15 protein-coding genes and 1 tRNA gene are annotated in these 16,450 nt (G+C 59.2%); 9 read left to right on the top strand and 7 right to left on the bottom strand.

Annotated elements, in window-relative coordinates; genetic code table 11:
- The first annotated feature begins 91 nt into the window (after positions 1-91).
- Complete coding sequence (locus ACTJJ7_RS09600) at positions 92-463, top strand: hypothetical protein (RefSeq protein ID WP_440966746.1); 372 nt, start codon at positions 92-94, stop codon at positions 461-463.
- A gap of 8 nt (positions 464-471) precedes the next feature.
- On the opposite strand, the gene ACTJJ7_RS09595 is transcribed toward ACTJJ7_RS09600, so the two are convergent.
- On the bottom strand, positions 472-1,077 hold the full coding sequence (locus ACTJJ7_RS09595; RefSeq protein ID WP_440966744.1) for a TetR/AcrR family transcriptional regulator: 606 nt from the start codon (positions 1,075-1,077) through the stop codon (positions 472-474).
- 106 nt (positions 1,078-1,183) lie between these two features.
- Here ACTJJ7_RS09595 and ACTJJ7_RS09590 point away from each other — a divergent pair, with 106 nt between their 5' ends.
- Positions 1,184-1,954, top strand: coding sequence for an NIPSNAP family protein (locus ACTJJ7_RS09590; protein ID WP_440966743.1), 771 nt, complete (start codon positions 1,184-1,186; stop codon positions 1,952-1,954).
- A 47-nt stretch (positions 1,955-2,001) separates the two neighbouring features.
- Here the strand turns inward: ACTJJ7_RS09590 and ACTJJ7_RS09585 are convergent.
- Both ACTJJ7_RS09585 and ACTJJ7_RS09580 read right to left on the bottom strand, forming a co-directional pair.
- A tRNA-Ala gene (locus tag ACTJJ7_RS09585) sits at positions 2,002-2,077 on the bottom strand.
- A 164-nt stretch (positions 2,078-2,241) separates the two neighbouring features.
- Positions 2,242-2,631: a TIGR02300 family protein gene (locus ACTJJ7_RS09580; RefSeq protein ID WP_105734052.1), complete on the bottom strand. Its 390-nt coding sequence runs from the start codon at positions 2,629-2,631 to the stop codon at positions 2,242-2,244.
- Positions 2,632-2,883: 252 nt separating this feature from the next.
- Between ACTJJ7_RS09580 and aroA the strand changes: the two genes are divergently transcribed.
- The 3 genes from aroA to rpsA all read left to right on the top strand — a co-directional run bounded on the left by aroA (position 2,884) and on the right by rpsA (position 7,470).
- Positions 2,884-4,239, top strand: coding sequence for a 3-phosphoshikimate 1-carboxyvinyltransferase (gene aroA, locus ACTJJ7_RS09575; protein ID WP_440966741.1), 1,356 nt, complete (start codon positions 2,884-2,886; stop codon positions 4,237-4,239).
- A 747-nt stretch (positions 4,240-4,986) separates the two neighbouring features.
- Positions 4,987-5,643, top strand: a complete 657-nt coding sequence (gene cmk, locus ACTJJ7_RS09570; RefSeq protein ID WP_425350459.1) for a (d)CMP kinase — start codon at positions 4,987-4,989, stop codon at positions 5,641-5,643.
- A gap of 126 nt (positions 5,644-5,769) precedes the next feature.
- Positions 5,770-7,470: a 30S ribosomal protein S1 gene (gene rpsA, locus ACTJJ7_RS09565; protein WP_091879198.1), complete on the top strand. Its 1,701-nt coding sequence runs from the start codon at positions 5,770-5,772 to the stop codon at positions 7,468-7,470.
- A gap of 70 nt (positions 7,471-7,540) precedes the next feature.
- Here rpsA and ACTJJ7_RS09560 read toward each other — a convergent pair whose 3' ends face one another.
- The 3 genes from ACTJJ7_RS09560 to ACTJJ7_RS09550 all read right to left on the bottom strand — a co-directional run bounded on the left by ACTJJ7_RS09560 (position 7,541) and on the right by ACTJJ7_RS09550 (position 10,578).
- Positions 7,541-8,128 carry a hypothetical protein gene (locus ACTJJ7_RS09560; RefSeq protein WP_440966739.1) on the bottom strand — a complete coding sequence of 196 codons (588 nt, stop codon included), beginning with the start codon at positions 8,126-8,128 and terminating at the stop codon, positions 7,541-7,543.
- Between the two features lie 85 nt (positions 8,129-8,213).
- On the bottom strand, positions 8,214-9,212 hold the full coding sequence (locus ACTJJ7_RS09555; protein WP_440966737.1) for a zinc-dependent alcohol dehydrogenase family protein: 999 nt from the start codon (positions 9,210-9,212) through the stop codon (positions 8,214-8,216).
- 82 nt (positions 9,213-9,294) lie between these two features.
- Positions 9,295-10,578 (bottom strand): ABC transporter substrate-binding protein, encoded by a 1,284-nt coding sequence (locus ACTJJ7_RS09550; protein WP_130271605.1) that lies wholly within the window; start codon positions 10,576-10,578, stop codon positions 9,295-9,297.
- Positions 10,579-11,040: 462 nt separating this feature from the next.
- Here ACTJJ7_RS09550 and ACTJJ7_RS09545 point away from each other — a divergent pair, with 462 nt between their 5' ends.
- The 4 genes from ACTJJ7_RS09545 to ACTJJ7_RS09530 all read left to right on the top strand — a co-directional run bounded on the left by ACTJJ7_RS09545 (position 11,041) and on the right by ACTJJ7_RS09530 (position 15,532).
- Positions 11,041-12,057, top strand: a complete 1,017-nt coding sequence (locus ACTJJ7_RS09545) for a LacI family DNA-binding transcriptional regulator (protein WP_130271603.1) — start codon at positions 11,041-11,043, stop codon at positions 12,055-12,057.
- 113 nt (positions 12,058-12,170) lie between these two features.
- On the top strand, positions 12,171-13,157 hold the full coding sequence (locus ACTJJ7_RS09540) for a tagatose kinase (protein WP_440966735.1): 987 nt from the start codon (positions 12,171-12,173) through the stop codon (positions 13,155-13,157).
- A gap of 1 nt (position 13,158) precedes the next feature.
- Positions 13,159-14,427 carry a D-tagatose-bisphosphate aldolase, class II, non-catalytic subunit gene (locus tag ACTJJ7_RS09535; protein WP_440966734.1) on the top strand — a complete coding sequence of 423 codons (1,269 nt, stop codon included), beginning with the start codon at positions 13,159-13,161 and terminating at the stop codon, positions 14,425-14,427.
- A gap of 136 nt (positions 14,428-14,563) precedes the next feature.
- Entirely contained in the window at positions 14,564-15,532 is a 969-nt protein-coding gene (locus ACTJJ7_RS09530) for a complex I NDUFA9 subunit family protein (RefSeq protein ID WP_440966733.1), read from the top strand.
- A gap of 55 nt (positions 15,533-15,587) precedes the next feature.
- Here the strand turns inward: ACTJJ7_RS09530 and ACTJJ7_RS09525 are convergent, their stop codons facing one another.
- Positions 15,588-16,394, bottom strand: a complete 807-nt coding sequence (locus ACTJJ7_RS09525; protein ID WP_130271440.1) for an undecaprenyl-diphosphate phosphatase — start codon at positions 16,392-16,394, stop codon at positions 15,588-15,590.
- Positions 16,395-16,450 lie beyond the last annotated feature (56 nt).

Raw genomic sequence — 16,450 nt, 5'->3', positions numbered from 1 at the left:
TTTTCACGGGCGGCGGTGCTCTGGCACAATTCCGAATTCAGGACTATAGATTTGCGCGACTGACATGTCTGTTCAGAGAAAGAATGTGCTTATGCCACAGGTTTCGCAGCTGTTCTTCAAATCCGCGACGGTCTTCTTTCTGCTCGGTATCATCATGGGGTTGCAAATGGGGATATCAGGCGATCATTCCGCCTTTCCCGCCCATGCCCATCTCAATCTTCTCGGTTGGGTGAGCAGCGCGATATTCGGCGCCTACTACGCGCTCAACCCGGCAAAGGCCGCCGGCCGCCTGCCAATGCTTCAATTCATTGTCTACACCGTGGGTATCGTCGTGATGATACCGTCGTTGTATTTCCTGTCGCTTGGGCATGCCGCGATGGAACCGCTGGTCGGCATCGGCTCGATGATCGTCTTGGCTGGCGTGCTTCTGTTCACGGCGGTGGTTTTTTCCAGGCAGGCCTGACAAGCATCCTAAGGCAAAAGCTTTTCCAGCTGCACCGCGCAGTCTCGAAGAGGCAGCGCGCTCTGGCTGGCCTTGGCCATTGCCATGGCGCCGGAATAGGCGGCAATCACTAGCGTGGCCATCGCCCTGGCCTGCCGGGATGCGAGGGCCGGGTCGTCATCCTGCAATCTTTGTGCAAGCACTCCAACCCAACGCTCGAAAATGGCGTTGGACGCCTGGCGAAAATCCGGATCAGCCAGCGAAAGCTCGACGGCCAGATTGTTGAGCGGGCATCCCGTCACCGCCTGATTACGCTCGAGTTCGCCGGCCACCGCGGAAAAAAACGCCAGAACGCCGGTCTTGAGCCGGTCTGCCTGCAGCACGGGCTCGATCGCGGTGGTGTTGACCTCACGCGCCACCCGTTCTTCGATCACGGCCAGCCCAAGGGCCTTCTTGGTGGAAAAATGATGATGCAGGGCGCCGCCTGTCGCCCCGGCCGCCTGAACGACATCCTGAACGCTGGTCGAATGATAGCCGCGCCTTTGAAAAAGGTCCGCCGTTACATCGAGAATGCGTGAACGCATCCCCTGCGGATCATTGACCCTCTTCGGCCTTCCAACGGAATCCTGCGCCATCTCTATCCCTTCCTACCGCTGCAGACTAACAAGTTGACAAAAACAGGACAACCGGTTTTATTAAAAACAGGATGACCGGTCTGTTTTGCGAAAAGGATTGAACGAGATGTCTCAATTGCCATTAAAGGCTGTTCAACCGACCGAGGCGGCAGGAAGGCATTTCAATTCCATCGTCGAACTCAGGCGCTATACGCTTCATCCCGGCCGCCGTGACGACCTCATCGACCTGTTCGACGCCCATTTTCTCGAGAGTCAGGAAGCCTGCGGCATGACCATTATCGGCCAGTTCCGCGATCCCGGCGATCCCAACGCCTTTGTCTGGCTGCGTGGCTTTCAGGACATGGCAACCCGGCACGAGGCGTTGACCGCATTCTATGACGGCCCGGTCTGGAGCGCGCATCGTGACAGGGCCAACGGCACCATGATCGATTCGGACAATGTACTGCTGCTTCATCCCGCCGAACCATCCAGCGGGTTTGCCCTTCCCGCCGCCCGGCCAGCATCTCCGGCGGAAGTCGCTTCAACGGCAGTGTTTCAGGTGGCCATCTATCCACTCAACCAGCCTGCGGACCAGGGTTTCTACAGCTATTACAGCGCGTCTGTCGCACCGTTCCTGCGCGAACGGGGCGACAAGCCGGTTGCCGTCTTCACATCCGAGCACGGCGAAAACACGTTCACCCGCCTCCCCGTACGGGAGAATGAAAATGTTCTGGCGGTCTTTTCCCGGTTTGACGATGAGCCCGCATACAGAGCGTATGGGGTAGCACTGGAGAGCGATGCGGATTGGCTGTCCGAACAGGCACGGCTTGGCGCCTATCTCGCCGGCAAGCCGCTGGTAACGTGCCTGCAGCCGACCGTGCGCTCGCGGCTGCGTTGAGGCGGCCACCATGTGCTGTGCACAGAATTCTGAAATCAATGAAGATTTGGTGGAGCCAAGCGGGATCGAACCGCTGACCTCTTGCATGCCATGCAAGCGCTCTCCCAGCTGAGCTATGGCCCCATTCCATTAGCCGGTTTCGGCTAAGCCGGATAAATCCGGCTGGACAGTCGAACGGTTGGGAACCGTTCCGAGGCGGGTACATATCGCCCGCCGCAGAGAAGATCAAGGTCTATTCGCCGGATATTTCCGTTATTTTTCGGAAGAGCGAAAGACCTTGTTCAAAATCAGTTTTCGTCGTCTTCGCCGATGCCGCCGCCGAGGATATCGGTGACGTCGTCATCTTCGTCTTCCTCGTCTTCGGCCAGGAACGTGTCGTCATCATCGGCATCGTCGACGTCCACATCGACATCATCGCCCAGATCCGGCACGTCGCCATCAACATCGCCATCAGCTTCTTCAAGCGACACGAATTCCGGCTTTTCCAGAACAACGTCGAGTTCTTCGGTCTCGACCTCTTCCTCTTCTTCACGCGCAGAAGGAACGGTCGAATCAAAATAGCTGAGCGGATAGCTCTTGCCCGTATAGGGGGAGACGATCGGATCGCGGTTCAGATCGTAGAATTTCTGACCTGTCTCAGGGTCAACTCGCTTGGTACCAAGTTTTGGATTTACCACGTTATGCCTCGTCTTCTGGCTGCGCCTGCATCCGGTATGCCATCGTCCAACCGTTTATGCCAGCGCTCATCAAATGGATTTCTGGTCCCATAAACGCAATTCAGCGCATTTGTCAAAGCCAAAACGACGCGAGATTGCCGTTCGGCCGAACTATGCATTTGCAAGATGACCCGACGAACAAGCTGTGTTAGGAACGCCGGCGCCTACAGGCTCGAGATGAAACACCAATTTTCCTTGTGATTGATCGTACTCATGTCCCATTCCGCTTTGCCCAAGCCTGCCACCGCCCGCCGTTCCAAGGCCCTTTCCGGAGATATCCGGATTCCCGGTGATAAATCGATATCGCATCGCTCCTTCATGTTTGGCGGCCTTGCCTCGGGTGAGACCCGCATCACCGGACTGCTGGAGGGCGAGGACGTGATCAACACCGGCCGGGCCATGCAGGCCATGGGTGCCAAAATCGCAAGGGAAGGCGATGTGTGGATCATCCAGGGCACCGGCAATGGCTGCCTGCTACAGCCCGAGGCGCCGCTTGATTTCGGCAATGCCGGCACGGGCGCTCGCCTCACCATGGGCCTTGTCGGTGTCTATGCGATGGAAACGACCTTCATTGGCGATGCCTCCCTGTCCAAGCGCCCCATGGGCCGTGTGCTCAATCCCCTGCGGGAAATGGGCGTTCAGGTGACGGCATCGGACGGCGACCGCATGCCTCTGACGCTGCGCGGCCCCAAGGTGGCCGCCCCCATCACCTACCGGGTGCCGATGGCTTCGGCGCAGGTCAAATCCGCTGTGCTGCTGGCGGGCCTCAATACACCAGGCATAACGACCGTCATCGAACCAGTCATGACGCGCGACCATACGGAAAAGATGCTGCAGGGGTTTGGCGCCAATCTTTCGGTCGAAACCGATAAGGACAATGTCCGGCACATCCGCATCGAGGGCCAGGGCAAACTCACTGGCCAGATCATCGACGTGCCCGGCGACCCGTCGTCGACGGCATTTCCGCTGGTGGCGGCGCTGCTGGTGCCCGGCTCCGATATCACCATCCGCAATGTGCTGATGAACCCAACCCGCACAGGCCTTATCCTGACCCTGCAGGACATGGGCGCCAGCATTGAAATCCTCAATGCCCGCCTTGCGGGCGGTGAGGATGTCGCGGACCTGCGCGTGCGTGCCTCCGAGCTGAAAGGCGTGATCGTTCCGGCCGACCGCGCGCCCTCGATGATCGACGAATATCCCGTGCTTGCCGTCGCGGCGGCGTTCGCGACCGGCGAGACCGTGATGAACGGCCTCGAGGAATTGCGGGTCAAGGAATCGGACCGCCTGTCGGCCGTTGCCAACGGCCTGAAGGCCAACGGCGTCGATTGCACGGAAGGCCCGGAAACCCTCAGCGTTCGCGGCCGCCCGGATGGCAAGGCCCTCGGCGGCGGCACGGTCGAGACCCATCTCGATCATCGCATTGCCATGAGCTTCCTCGTCATGGGCCTTGTTGCGGAAAAACCCGTTACCGTCGACGACTCCACCATGATTGCCACGAGCTTTCCGGAATTCATGGACATGATGACCGGAATGGGTGCCGAGATTTCCGTGCAGGAAACACCAGCCTGATATCGATGAGCGCGCTCTTTTCCGCCCTGACGGTGTACGCTCTTTATATGATGTCGAGCGTTCCGTTTGCCGTCTGGGCGGGGCGAAGCGCCCATCGCGGCACAATTTCCAGTGGATCATCACGGCCGTGGCCCGGCATTTTGAGTTCGATCATGCGGGTCGTTCTTCCCATACTCCTGATCTTCCTCTATGCGTGGAATGTCTTCGATGGTTCCCGGCCGGGTGTATCCGCGCTTGAGGCTGCGGGAACAAGCGATTGGATGCCCTATCAGTTTTTACTTCTGCCGCCCGCATTCGGGTCAATCGTCGGTTATGGTATAGGCTTCCTCATGGGCGCAAAGGCAAGAAACAGAGAGCGATGATCGAACCTGCTGTCCATTTGCAGACTGCGTTGACAACGGCTCCCCTGCAGGCAGGGAGCGTCTGATGTTCTTCCTGCTGACGTCCCTGGTCATTGTTGGCGTTGCCTATGCCATTGAACGGTTTGCGCTCAAGGTCCGTTTCGGGCTCTTCGCTCTCCTGTTCTGGCTGTTCGTGTTCCAGTTTGCCCTGATATTCGCCATTGATGCGCTTCTGCAGAACATGTCCGCCTATCTGCCGGCATGGCTTTCCGCGCTGGCAACCACGGTCGGCGGATTCGCGTTCGTCACGATCGGCATCACGCCGCTGATCACGCTCGTCCTTGCCGCGGCCTATCTGCTGTTTGCCCTTGGCAACTGGCTGTTTGACCGCGATGAAAAGGATGACATCCATGCGGCGCCATTGCGTTTCACCATTGCCATCGACGGACCGGCCGCATCTGGCAAGGGCACGCTGGCCCGGCGGCTCGCCGATTATTACGGCTATCATCATCTCGATACGGGCCTGACATACCGTGCGGTCGCCAAGGCACTGCTTGACCAGAACATGGCGCTCGATGATGAATTTCTGGCGGAGAAGGCGGCGCGCGGCATCGATCTGTCCAAACTCGACCGCACGGCCCTGTCCACGCATGATGTGGGCGAAGCGGCATCCAAGGTGGCTGTTATGCCGGCGGTCCGGCGGGCTCTGGTTGCGGCGCAGCAGGCTTTTGCCCAGCGCTCCCCCGGTACGGTCCTTGACGGGCGCGACATCGGGACGGTGGTCTGCCCGGACGCGCCGGTGAAGCTTTATATCACCGCCTCCCCGCAGGCACGGGCGAAGCGGCGTTTTGACGAAATCAAATCCTCGGGCGCGCCTGCCCAATATGAGGAGATTCTGGCCGATCTCACCCGCCGCGACGCCCGCGATATGGGCCGCACCGACTCGCCATTGAAGCCCGCTGCCGACGCGCACTTGCTAGATACGACGGAAATGGATATAGAGACCGCGTTTCTTGCTGCCAAAAAGCTGATTGATCAGGCTTTGGCGGGAAACAAGCATTAAACCAGCATCTGCCACCGATCCATGCACCGGATTGCCCGCATAGGGCGGATTGGCCCGCAGATGAACCGTAACGCGAACCACCGGTGCTGTGTCCGATGACTTTGTCCGGACATATCAGGAGTATTTATGTCTCAAGCCAATCCAACGCGCGAAGATTTCGAAGCTCTTCTCGCCGAGTCCTTTGCCACCAATGACCTTGCTGAAGGTTATGTCGTCAAGGGCCGTATCGTCGCCATCGAAAAAGACATGGCGATCATTGACGCCGGCCTCAAGGTTGAAGGCCGCGTACCGCTCAAGGAATTCGGCGCGAAAGCCAAAGATGGCTCGCTGAAGCCGGGCGATATCGTTGAAGTCTACGTCGAGCGCATCGAAAACGCCCTCGGCGAAGCCGTTCTGTCGCGTGAAAAAGCACGCCGCGAAGAGAGCTGGGTCCGCCTTGAAGAGAAGTTCAACCGCGGCGAGCGCGTCGATGGTGTCATCTTCAATCAAGTCAAGGGTGGTTTCACCGTCGATCTCGACGGCGCCGTCGCCTTCCTGCCGCGTTCGCAGGTCGACATCCGTCCGATCCGCGACGTTACCCCGCTGATGCACAACCCGCAGCCCTTCGAAATCCTCAAGATGGACAAGCGCCGCGGCAACATCGTTGTTTCGCGCCGTACCGTTCTTGAAGAGAGCCGTGCTGAACAGCGCTCTGAAATCGTCCAGAACCTTGAAGAAGGTCAGGTCGTTGAAGGCGTCGTCAAGAACATCACCGACTACGGTGCGTTCGTTGACCTCGGCGGTATCGATGGTCTGCTGCACGTGACTGACATGGCATGGCGCCGCGTCAACCATCCGTCGGAAATCCTGAACATCGGCCAGACGGTCAAGGTTCAGATCATCCGCATCAACCAGGAAACACATCGTATTTCGCTCGGCATGAAGCAGCTCGAAAGCGATCCCTGGGATGGTATCGGTGCGAAGTACCCGATCGGCAAAAAGATCACCGGTACGGTTACGAACATCACCGACTACGGTGCATTCGTCGAAATCGAGCCAGGCATCGAAGGCCTTATCCACGTTTCCGAAATGTCCTGGACAAAGAAGAACGTGCATCCGGGCAAGCTGCTCTCGACCACGCAGGAAGTCGAAGTCGTTGTTCTCGAAGTGGATCCGGTCAAGCGCCGCATCTCGCTCGGCCTCAAGCAGACCCTCGACAACCCATGGACGACCTTCGCAGACAAGTTCCCTGTCGGCACCATCGTTGAAGGCGAAGTCAAGAACAAGACCGAATTCGGCCTGTTCATCGGCCTCGACGGCGACGTGGACGGCATGGTTCACCTCTCCGATCTCGACTGGAACCGTCCGGGCGAGCAGGTCATCGAAGAGTACAACAAGGGTGACGTCGTCAAGGCGCAGGTTCTCGATGTTGACGTCGAGAAGGAACGCATCTCGCTCGGCATCAAGCAGCTCACAGGCGACAAGGTCGGTGAAGCGGCAACCTCGGGCGAACTGCGCAAGAACGCCGTTGTAACCGTTGAAGTCACCGGGATCACCGATGGCGGCCTCGAAGTCCGTCTGGTTGACCACGATCTCGACTCGTTCATCCGTCGTGCGGATCTGTCCCGCGATCGTGACGAACAGCGTCCGGAACGCTTCACGGTTGGCCAGAAGGTCGACGCCCGCGTCATCGCCTTCGACAAGAAGACCCGCAAGCTGCAGGTCTCCATCAAGGCGCTGGAAATCGCTGAAGAGAAGGAAGCCGTTGCACAGTACGGTTCGTCCGACTCCGGCGCTTCGCTGGGCGACATCCTCGGTGCCGCTCTGAAGAAGCAGGAAAAGAACTAAGCGTCTGCTGACGTTCTGACTGAAACGAAACCCGCCGGTCCCAGGACCGGCGGGTTTTTCTTTGCCGTTTTCAGATCGTATCGAACTGGATCAGGATGAAGACGAGCTGGCAGATAAGCGCCAGACTGAGGAATATCCATTGCATCCTCTGCTCGCGCAGATAGGCAGCAGCACCGCAGACAGCGATCAGGAAAAGATTGCGCAGGGGATAGACAGGCCCCAGCGCATGAAAATGCTCCCGGCCCTTCATGGCCGTATCAGCGAAATCAACGAGGAAGATCGCCATCAGCAAGCCGAAGAACCAGGCACGCCGCGACATGAAGTAGTTTTCGTAGCCGGAATAGCCCTCCATGCTGTCAGGAAAAAGCATGCCGCAGGCCAGAAAGTGCAGGCTGGCGTAAAAAATGACGAAGAGATAGGCCTCAAACTTCCACACCAAAGTCTGGTGCAGGTAAAATTCAAACCACCAGAAATGCACCACGGTCAGAAAGGTGAACAATACCCAGCCAAGGTGAATCGGATAAATATTCTTGCGCAACGGATGCTGAATGATGCGGGCGACACCGGTGAGCAGACGGGAAATACTCAGACCCAGAACGATACCGATGATCACACGCACATGAGTAAAGACTTCCGGGCTCGGAATATTGCCATCCATTGTATGCTCCCCCTCAATTGACCGATTCTGACCGATCCGGGGTTATGCTACCCAAGTCTTAACCCGAAGCAAACCTCGGGAAGATTTATTCCGCCGAGAATTGTACTTTCATCGTCTGCGGCGTTGCTGCGCCTTTCGCGAGATAGGGAAGAAGGTCAGCTAGCGGCAGGCGGTGGGAGACAAGCCTTGCCATGGTTCCGTTGTCACGCTGCAATATGGCCAGCGCGTCGGGAATATTGCGGTTGAGCGAATGGGAGCCGACGAGACTGATCTGACGGCGGAATATTTCGAACGGGGCGATCTGGATGCGTACGTCCGGGGCGCTGACCCCGAAAACCAGAGCCGTTCCGCCATCGGCCGTGTAGGCGATCATGTCCTCCACCACCCTGGCGGCACCCGTTGCATCGGCGACAAAATCAAAAGCCTTCACCTGTTTCCCAAGCGCGGCCGAGCCGGATACAATCGGCGTGAGGCCAAGCGATTGGGCAAAGCTCAACCGGTCCTCATTGATGTCGGCAATGCTGACATTCTCGACGCCCTCCGCTTGCAGCGACAGGGCCATCAGCAGTCCGATCGGACCGGCGCCGAAGACAAGGGCGTTTTTGGCACGTACGGCATGGGCATTGCCGAGCCCGTTGAGCACGCAGGCCAGCGGTTCGGCCAGCGCTGCAATGTGGAAAGGCAGATGGCCGATGTCATGGAGGTGGCCGGTCTTGACCGTACTGTACTGCGCAAAGCCGCCGTTGCGCGAGACGCCATAGGCTTCAAGGCGGTCGCACAGATTGGTCAATCCCTTGCGGCAGGACCGGCAGGTGCCGCAGGGGATGTTCGGATCGATGGCCACGCGGTCACCGGGACGCACATCCGTGACATCGTCCGCGACCATTTCGACGATGCCGGCATATTCGTGGCCGGGAACAAGCGGAAAGGCGCCGTTGCCATATCGCCCATGCAGCACGTCGATATCCGTATGGCACAGGCCGGATGCCATCACCCGGACCAGCGCATGGCCGGGCGCAAGTTCCGGCTCATCAAGGTCGGCGAGACCGGCAATGCCGAGGCCAGTGAATTGAATGGCTTTCATGGCAATTCCATCCTGTTGTTGCAGGGAGTGCTGGCTTGCAGGTGCCGTGGCCCGCACATCCCATGCGGGCCACGGCAAGAGGCTATTTGATGTAGCCGGCGCGGGTCATGATCTGCTCGACCTGCCGCTGTCCGGAATCCAGCGCCTGATCGACGGTTTGCGTGCCCGCGAGCGCCGACGATATCAATTGGCCGACCGTCGTGCCGAAGGCCTGGAACTCGGGAATGGCCACGAACTGTACACCGGTATAAGGCACGGGATCTTTCGTCGGCTTTGTCGGATCGGCGGCCATGATGGATGCCAGAACCGTTGCGGCAAACGGTGCGGCCTTCTGATAGTCCGGATTGTCATAGGTGGATTTGCGCGTTCCCGGCGGAACCGCAACCCAGCCTTCACTGGCGGCGACCCGCTTGACATAGTCCTTCGACGTCGCCCATTTCAGGAAGGATTTCGCGGCATCGACCTTCTTCGAGGTGGCAGGAATAGCCAGAGTCCAGGCCCATGACCAGCCGGCGCCATTGGGCGTCACCTGAACGGGTGCCCGCGTGAAGGCCACCTTGTCCGCCACCTTGCTTTGCTTGGGATCGAAAACGCGGCCCGCCGCCGAGGTCGCGTCGATCCACATGGCGCAGTGGCCGGTGGCGAACAGCGCCTGGTTTTCATTGAAGCCGTTCGAGGTCGCACCGGGCGGGCCGTACTTCTTCATCAGGTCGACATAGGTCGCAATGGCCTCTTTCCACGGCGCCGAGTTGATCTGCGGTTTCCAGTCCATGTCGAACCAGCGCCCGCCATAGGTGTTGATCATGGTTCCGAGGAACGCCATGTTCTCGCCCCACCCCGCCTTGCCGCGCAGGCAGATGCCATATTGCTCTTTCGACCTGTCGGTCAGCTTGGCGGCAAACTGCTTGATCTGGTCATAGGTGGGCTGATCGGGCATGGTCAGGCCCGCCGCATCGAAGAGATCCTTGCGATAGAGCGTGAACGAGCTTTCCGTGTAGAACGGGACCGCATAGAGCTTGCCATCGACGGTCAGGCCCTTTTTGATCGGATCGAGCAGGTCGGCGTAATCATAATCGTCGCCGAGGTCATCCACCGACGCCAGCCATCCGGACTTGCCCCAGATCGGCTCCTCGTAACCGCCAATGGTCAGAATATCAAATTGGCCGCTTTTGGTGGCGATATCGGTGGTCACGCGCTGACGCAGCACGTTTTCTTCCAGGACCACCCAGTTGAGCTTGTTGCCGGTTGCCTTCTCCCATTCGGGCGACAATTTCTGCATCACGATCATATCGGCATTGTTGACGGTCGCGATGGTCAATTCTTCTGCAGACGCAGTGCTGGCAAGAGCGCCGGTGGCGGCGGTCATGAGCAGCAGGTGCGTTGCCCTCCTCAAGGTAACGCTCATTTTTTCCTCCTCCAAGGTTAAGCCTACGAACTTTACGCACGTAAACTTAAAATAAGTCATACCAAAATATTTGCAGGTCTGTATACAAGATTCTGTATGGGGCCTTCCGCCGAAGCGGCACCTGCCGATGGAGCCAGTATGCATCCAGCATCGCCGTTCGGGAACATCGCGGGCTGACGGGCGTTACAGGAGCGAAAGTTTGACATGATCCAGAATTGTTGTGGTTTAATCGAAAACTTGACGCATGTGATCGGCTCTGTAAATTTTTGTTTGGCCTCACGGGTCGCGGGTGCCAGGCATATAAACGGAAAGACCGGTGAAATTGTCTCAGGACATTTTCTTCACAAGCACGGCGATGTCTCCTAAAACAGGCGAATCGATCGTGAAAAGGGAATGCACGCGGTGAAAAAGACGATCAGAACAATGGAAGACTTTTCCGCGTTTGTCGGATTGTCGCGGCCAACCGTATCGAAATACTTCAACGATCCTGGCTCCGTGCGCCAGAAAACCCGCGACATCATCGAGGCCGCGGTCAAGCAATCCGGCTTCCGTCCGAATATTTTCGCGGTCAATCTCAATCGGCGCCGCACCAATATTCTCGGCATCATCATCCCGAATTCAACCGATCCGTTCTACACGGCCTTGACCCGGCGGATCGAAGGCATCGCCGAACAGGCCGGCTATCTTGCTTTTGTTCTCAGCTCCGACGGCAAGCCGGAACTCGAAGAGCGTGCCATCGAAACCTTCAAATCGATGAATGTCGCCGGTTCGATCATCGCGCCGCTCGGCGTGCAGTCGCACCAGGAAAAGCTGCTGAAACTGGGCGAGTCCATCCCCATGATCTATGTGGACTCTCCTCTGGATACGGTTTCGCCCTTTGTCGGTACCAACAACCGGCAGAGTTTCCAGCTTATTGTCGATTACCTCACCCGCTCCGGCGATGCCCCCTGCTATTTCGGCATGCCGCCGGTCAACAGCAATGCGTTCGAACGGCGCGAGGCCTATTGCGAGGCGATGGACAGCCTCAAGCTGGAGCCGCGCGTCGTCGAAGCGGAACAGGCGGCCGACTGGGATTTCGAAAAATCGGCGTTCGATGCCACGACCCAGATCCTGCGCAATGGCGGCTTTCCGACCAAAACCGTGCTCTGTGCCAATGACCGCGTGGCATTCGGGGTGATTGCCGCCGCATACCAGGCTGGCGTGAAGGTCGGGCGCGGCGAGGATTGCGATCTGCGCGTTGCTGGCCATGACGATCAGCCCCTGTCACGCTACATGTGCCCGCCGCTGACGACGGTCGCCCAGAACTACAACGAGATCGGCAGGCTGGCGGCGGCGCTGCTGTTCCACAAGCTCGGCGAACATCAGGACTCCAAGTTCGAACTGCCAGCCAATGAACGGATACTGCTGAACGCCGAGATCATGCTGCGCACATCCGCCTGATATAAAACTTGTCGCGCGTAAAGATTTATTTGTTGACACGGAAATTATAGAGCTTATCTGTTTGTGCCGAGCGTATTGACGATTCAAGCGCGAGACAACAGGCAGACAGCGACATGACGGTTGACGTGACCCCCTCCTCCCTGGCCCCGGAGAGCCTTGGCCCGACCATCACCGTTGGTGAAATCCTCGTCGAGATCATGGCCACGACGATCGGCAAGGGATTTCTCGATGCCCAGCCGCTGGTCGGTCCGTTTCCAAGTGGTGCGCCGGCTATCTTTATCGACCAGGTGGCCAAACTCGGCGGACAGGCCGGCATCATTGCCACGGTCGGCAATGACGATTTCGGGCGCCTGAATGTCGAACGGCTGCGCCGGGATGGTGCCGATGTCTCGGCCATCGCCGTCAGTTCCGATTATCCCACAGGCAGCGCCTTTGTCCGCTATGCCGATGATGGCACGCGTGATTTCGTCTACAACATCGCCCGCAGTGCCGCAGGCGAAATCGACCTGAACGACAGCGCCAGGGCCCTCATCGCGCGGGCCGGTCATTTGCATGTCATGGGATCCGCCCTGTCGATCCCGGCGGTTTGGCCGATCATCGACTACGCCCTCGGGGAGATCAAGAAGCGCGGCGGCACCCTCTCGCTCGATCCCAATATGCGCAAGGAACTGGCTGCCGGTGAAGAGACCGGACGCCAGTTCAAAGCGCTCGTTGCGGCAAGCGACCTGCTCCTGCCATCGGGTGACGAGCTTTTCGTGGCCTGCCCGGCTGCCTCCGCAGACGAAGCCGTCAACACGCTGCTCGCCTCGGGGATCGCGGAAATCGTGGTGAAGCGCGGCCAGCATGGCTCGGCGCTCCATACCAATGCGGGCCGTGTCAGCCGCCCGGCATTCCTCGTTGAAGAAATCGACCCGACCGGCGCCGGCGACTGCTTCGGCGCCACCTATCTCACCTGCCGCCGTCTCGGTCATTCGGCGGAGCAGTCCCTCGACTATGCCAATGCCGCCGGTGCCCGCAATGTGACCCGCCGCGGCCCCATGGAAGGCACGTCGACCTTCCCGGAACTTGACCAGTTCATCGCTGCGACACCAAGGAAGTAAGATGTTCAAATCCCTCGCCCAATTGGCCACGGCGCACCGCAATGGTGACAATGCCGGTATCACATCCGTCTGCTCCGCCCATCCGCTTGTCATCAGGGCGGCGCTGCGCCGCGGCAAAAAGCACGGGCAGATCGTTCTCATCGAGGCAACCTGCAACCAGGTCAACCAATATGGCGGCTATACCGGCATGACGCCGGTCGACTTCGTCGTCTTCGTCGAAGCGATTGCCCGCGAGGAAGGCTTTGACCGCAACAATCTCATTTTCGGCGGCGATCATCTCGGCCCCAATCCATGGCGCAAGCTGTCGGCCGAGGAGGCCATGGCCAAAGCTGAAGCCATGGTGATCGATTACATCCAGGCCGGGTTCACCAAGATCCATCTCGATGCCAGCATGGGCTGCGCCGGCGAGCCGCCAGCGCTCGATGACGCGGTTACGGCTGAGCGTGCCGCACGGCTTGCCAAGGCTGCCGAGCAGGCGGCGGCGGCAAGCGGCTTTGCCCTCCCCAATTATATCATCGGCACGGAAGTGCCGGTTCCGGGCGGCGCGGATCACGCGCTTACCGAGGTTACGCCTACCAGCCCGGATGCGGCACGCCACACGATTGCAGTTCACCGCGCACGCTTTGCCAGCGAAGGACTTCAGGCTGCCTTTGACCGGGTCATCGGCATTGTCGTGCAGCCCGGCGTCGAATTCGGCAATGAGAATGTCGTCGAATACAGGCCGGATCAGGCCGTGGCGCTGACGAAGCTCTTGACGCATGAACCGCAATTCGTGTTCGAAGCCCATTCCACCGACTACCAGAGTGTGCAGTCGCTTTCGGCGCTCGTGCGCGACGGGTTCCCGATTCTCAAAGTCGGCCCCGGCCTGACCTTTGCACTGCGTGAAGCGCTCTACGGGCTCGACCTGATCGCATCGGAACTGGACAAGGCTTACGGCGAACGTCCGCTTGCCCGTGCCATGGAACGCCTGATGCTGGACAAGCCGGGGCACTGGGCGTCGCACTATCATGGAACGGATGATGCGCTCTATGTGCAGCGCCACTATAGCTACAGCGACCGCATCCGCTATTACTGGACCGAGCCGGAAGCCGTGGAAGCCGTCAACAAGCTCATGGCCGCTCTTGCCGGGCGCGACATTCCGGAAACACTGCTGCGGCAGTTCCTGCCCGATCTTGCCGTTCCTCCGGCGGACCGCAGCAAACCGGAAGCCATCCTGATTGCCGCCGTCGACCGCGTGCTTGCAGATTATTCCGCCGCCTGCGGCTGGTAACGGGCCAGCCGGCACGATCCCGTCCGTCCAAGCGCGGCAACGCGCCGCGAGACCTGCTGTCGATCCACCCTTTGCCTTCTCGGCAAAAGGCTTTAAACAGCAGGGGAATATTGGACGATTTCCATAGGAGTGCCTGATGACAATCACGAAGCCAAAACTTGTCACGATTTTCGGGGGTTCGGGTTTTGTCGGTCGTCACGTCGTGCGGGCCCTGGCCAAGCGCGGCTATCGCGTGCGCGTTGCCGTGCGCCGGCCCGACCTTGCTTTTCATCTGCAGCCGCTTGGCGGCGTCGGCCAGATCCAGGCGGTTCAGGCCAATCTGCGTTACCGCTGGTCGATCGACCGCGCCGTTGCCGGCTCCGATCACGTCATCAATCTCGTCGGCATTGCCTATGAAAGCGGTGCCCAGCGCTTCAGCACCGTGCATGAGTTCGGCGCCCGCGCCGTGGCCGAGGCTGCGCGCGCTGCCGGCGTTCCGCTGACCCACATGTCCGCGCTTGGCGCCGATGCGCACTCGCCCTCGCTTTATGCCAGCACCAAGGGCCGCGCTGAAGCTGCCGTGCACGAGACATTGCCCGATGCGGTGATCATCCGCCCATCGATCGTGTTCGGGCCGGAAGATGATTTCTTCAACCGGTTTGCCGGCATGGCACGCATCTCGCCCTTCCTGCCGCTGATCGGCGGCGGCAAGACCCGGTTCCAGCCGGTTTATGTCGGCGACCTCGCCGAGGTGTTTGCCCGCTCGGTCGACGGCTCGCTCAATGCCGGACGGGTCTATGAACTCGGCGGCGCCGAGGTACTGACATTTCGCCAGTGTCTGCAGGAAACCCTGCGTATCATCGGGCGCAAGCGCATCATGATCTCCATTCCATGGTGGGTTGCCAAGCTTCAAGGCTCCGTTCTCGGCCTTCTGCCGAAACCGCTTCTGACCAGGGATCAGGTGGTGCTGCTTGAGAAGGACTCGGTTGTGTCCGAGGCGGCAAAAAGGGACAATCGCACGCTGGAAGGCCTTGGCATCCAGCCGCAGACAATCGATACGATCCTGCCGTCCTATCTCTGGCGCTTCCGTGCGCAGGGGCAGTATTCGAGCCAGAAACCGGCCTGATTCCAGCGGTACAGTTCCAAACAAAACCCCGGCTTCGACCGGGGTTTTTGTCTTCCTACTTCGCCAGGATGAGGGCAATCAGGCCGACCGTCCCGACGATCACCCGCCAGTAGGCAAACAATGCAAAGCCGTGGCGCGAGACATAATCCAGGAGATACCGCACGACGAAGACGCCCGATATGAAGGCGGCGATAAAACCGATGGCGATCAGCGACGCATCGTTCAGCGTCAGCACATCGCGATTCTTGAAGAGATCATAGGCAAAGGCGCCCGCCATGGTCGGCATCGCCAGGAAGAACGAGAATTCAGCCGCCGAGCGCTTGTCCGCGCCAAGCAGAAGCGCGCCGACGATGGTCGAGCCGGACCGCGATGTTCCGGGGATCATGGCAAGGCACTGGATGAAGCCGATCTTCAGGCAGAGCGACAGGGGATAATCCATCACATTGGTATAACGCGGCTTCAGATCGAGCCGGTCCACCCAGAGAAGGATGATGCCGCCGACAATCAGCATGATGCAGATCAGCATCGGTGATTCAAACAGCACCGCCTTGATGAACCCATGCGCCAGCACGCCGATGACGACGGCCGGCAGGAACGCGACGAGAATGCCGGCGACGAAACGACGGGTGCCCGCATCGCTGGGAAGGTCCCGGGCAATTTTCATGAGGCGGCCGAAATAGACGGTGAGAATGGCCAGGATCGCGCCAAGCTGGATCAGAACCTCGAATGTCTTGCCGTTTGATTCAAAGCCGAGGAAGCGTCCGGCCAGCAGCAGGTGGCCCGTGGAGGAGACCGGTATAAACTCTGTTAACCCTTCCAGCAATCCGAGAAAAAGGGCTTCGACAATTGTCTGCGATTCCATGATTATAACTTCCGATGGTGATCCCGGTCAGGATGATCACATGCTGTTTGCTTGTC

This window comes from Phyllobacterium sp. 22229 (assembly GCF_052056495.1).
Lineage (GTDB): Bacteria > Pseudomonadota > Alphaproteobacteria > Rhizobiales > Rhizobiaceae > Phyllobacterium > Phyllobacterium myrsinacearum.
This window is presented reverse-complemented; position numbering and strand designations above follow the sequence as displayed.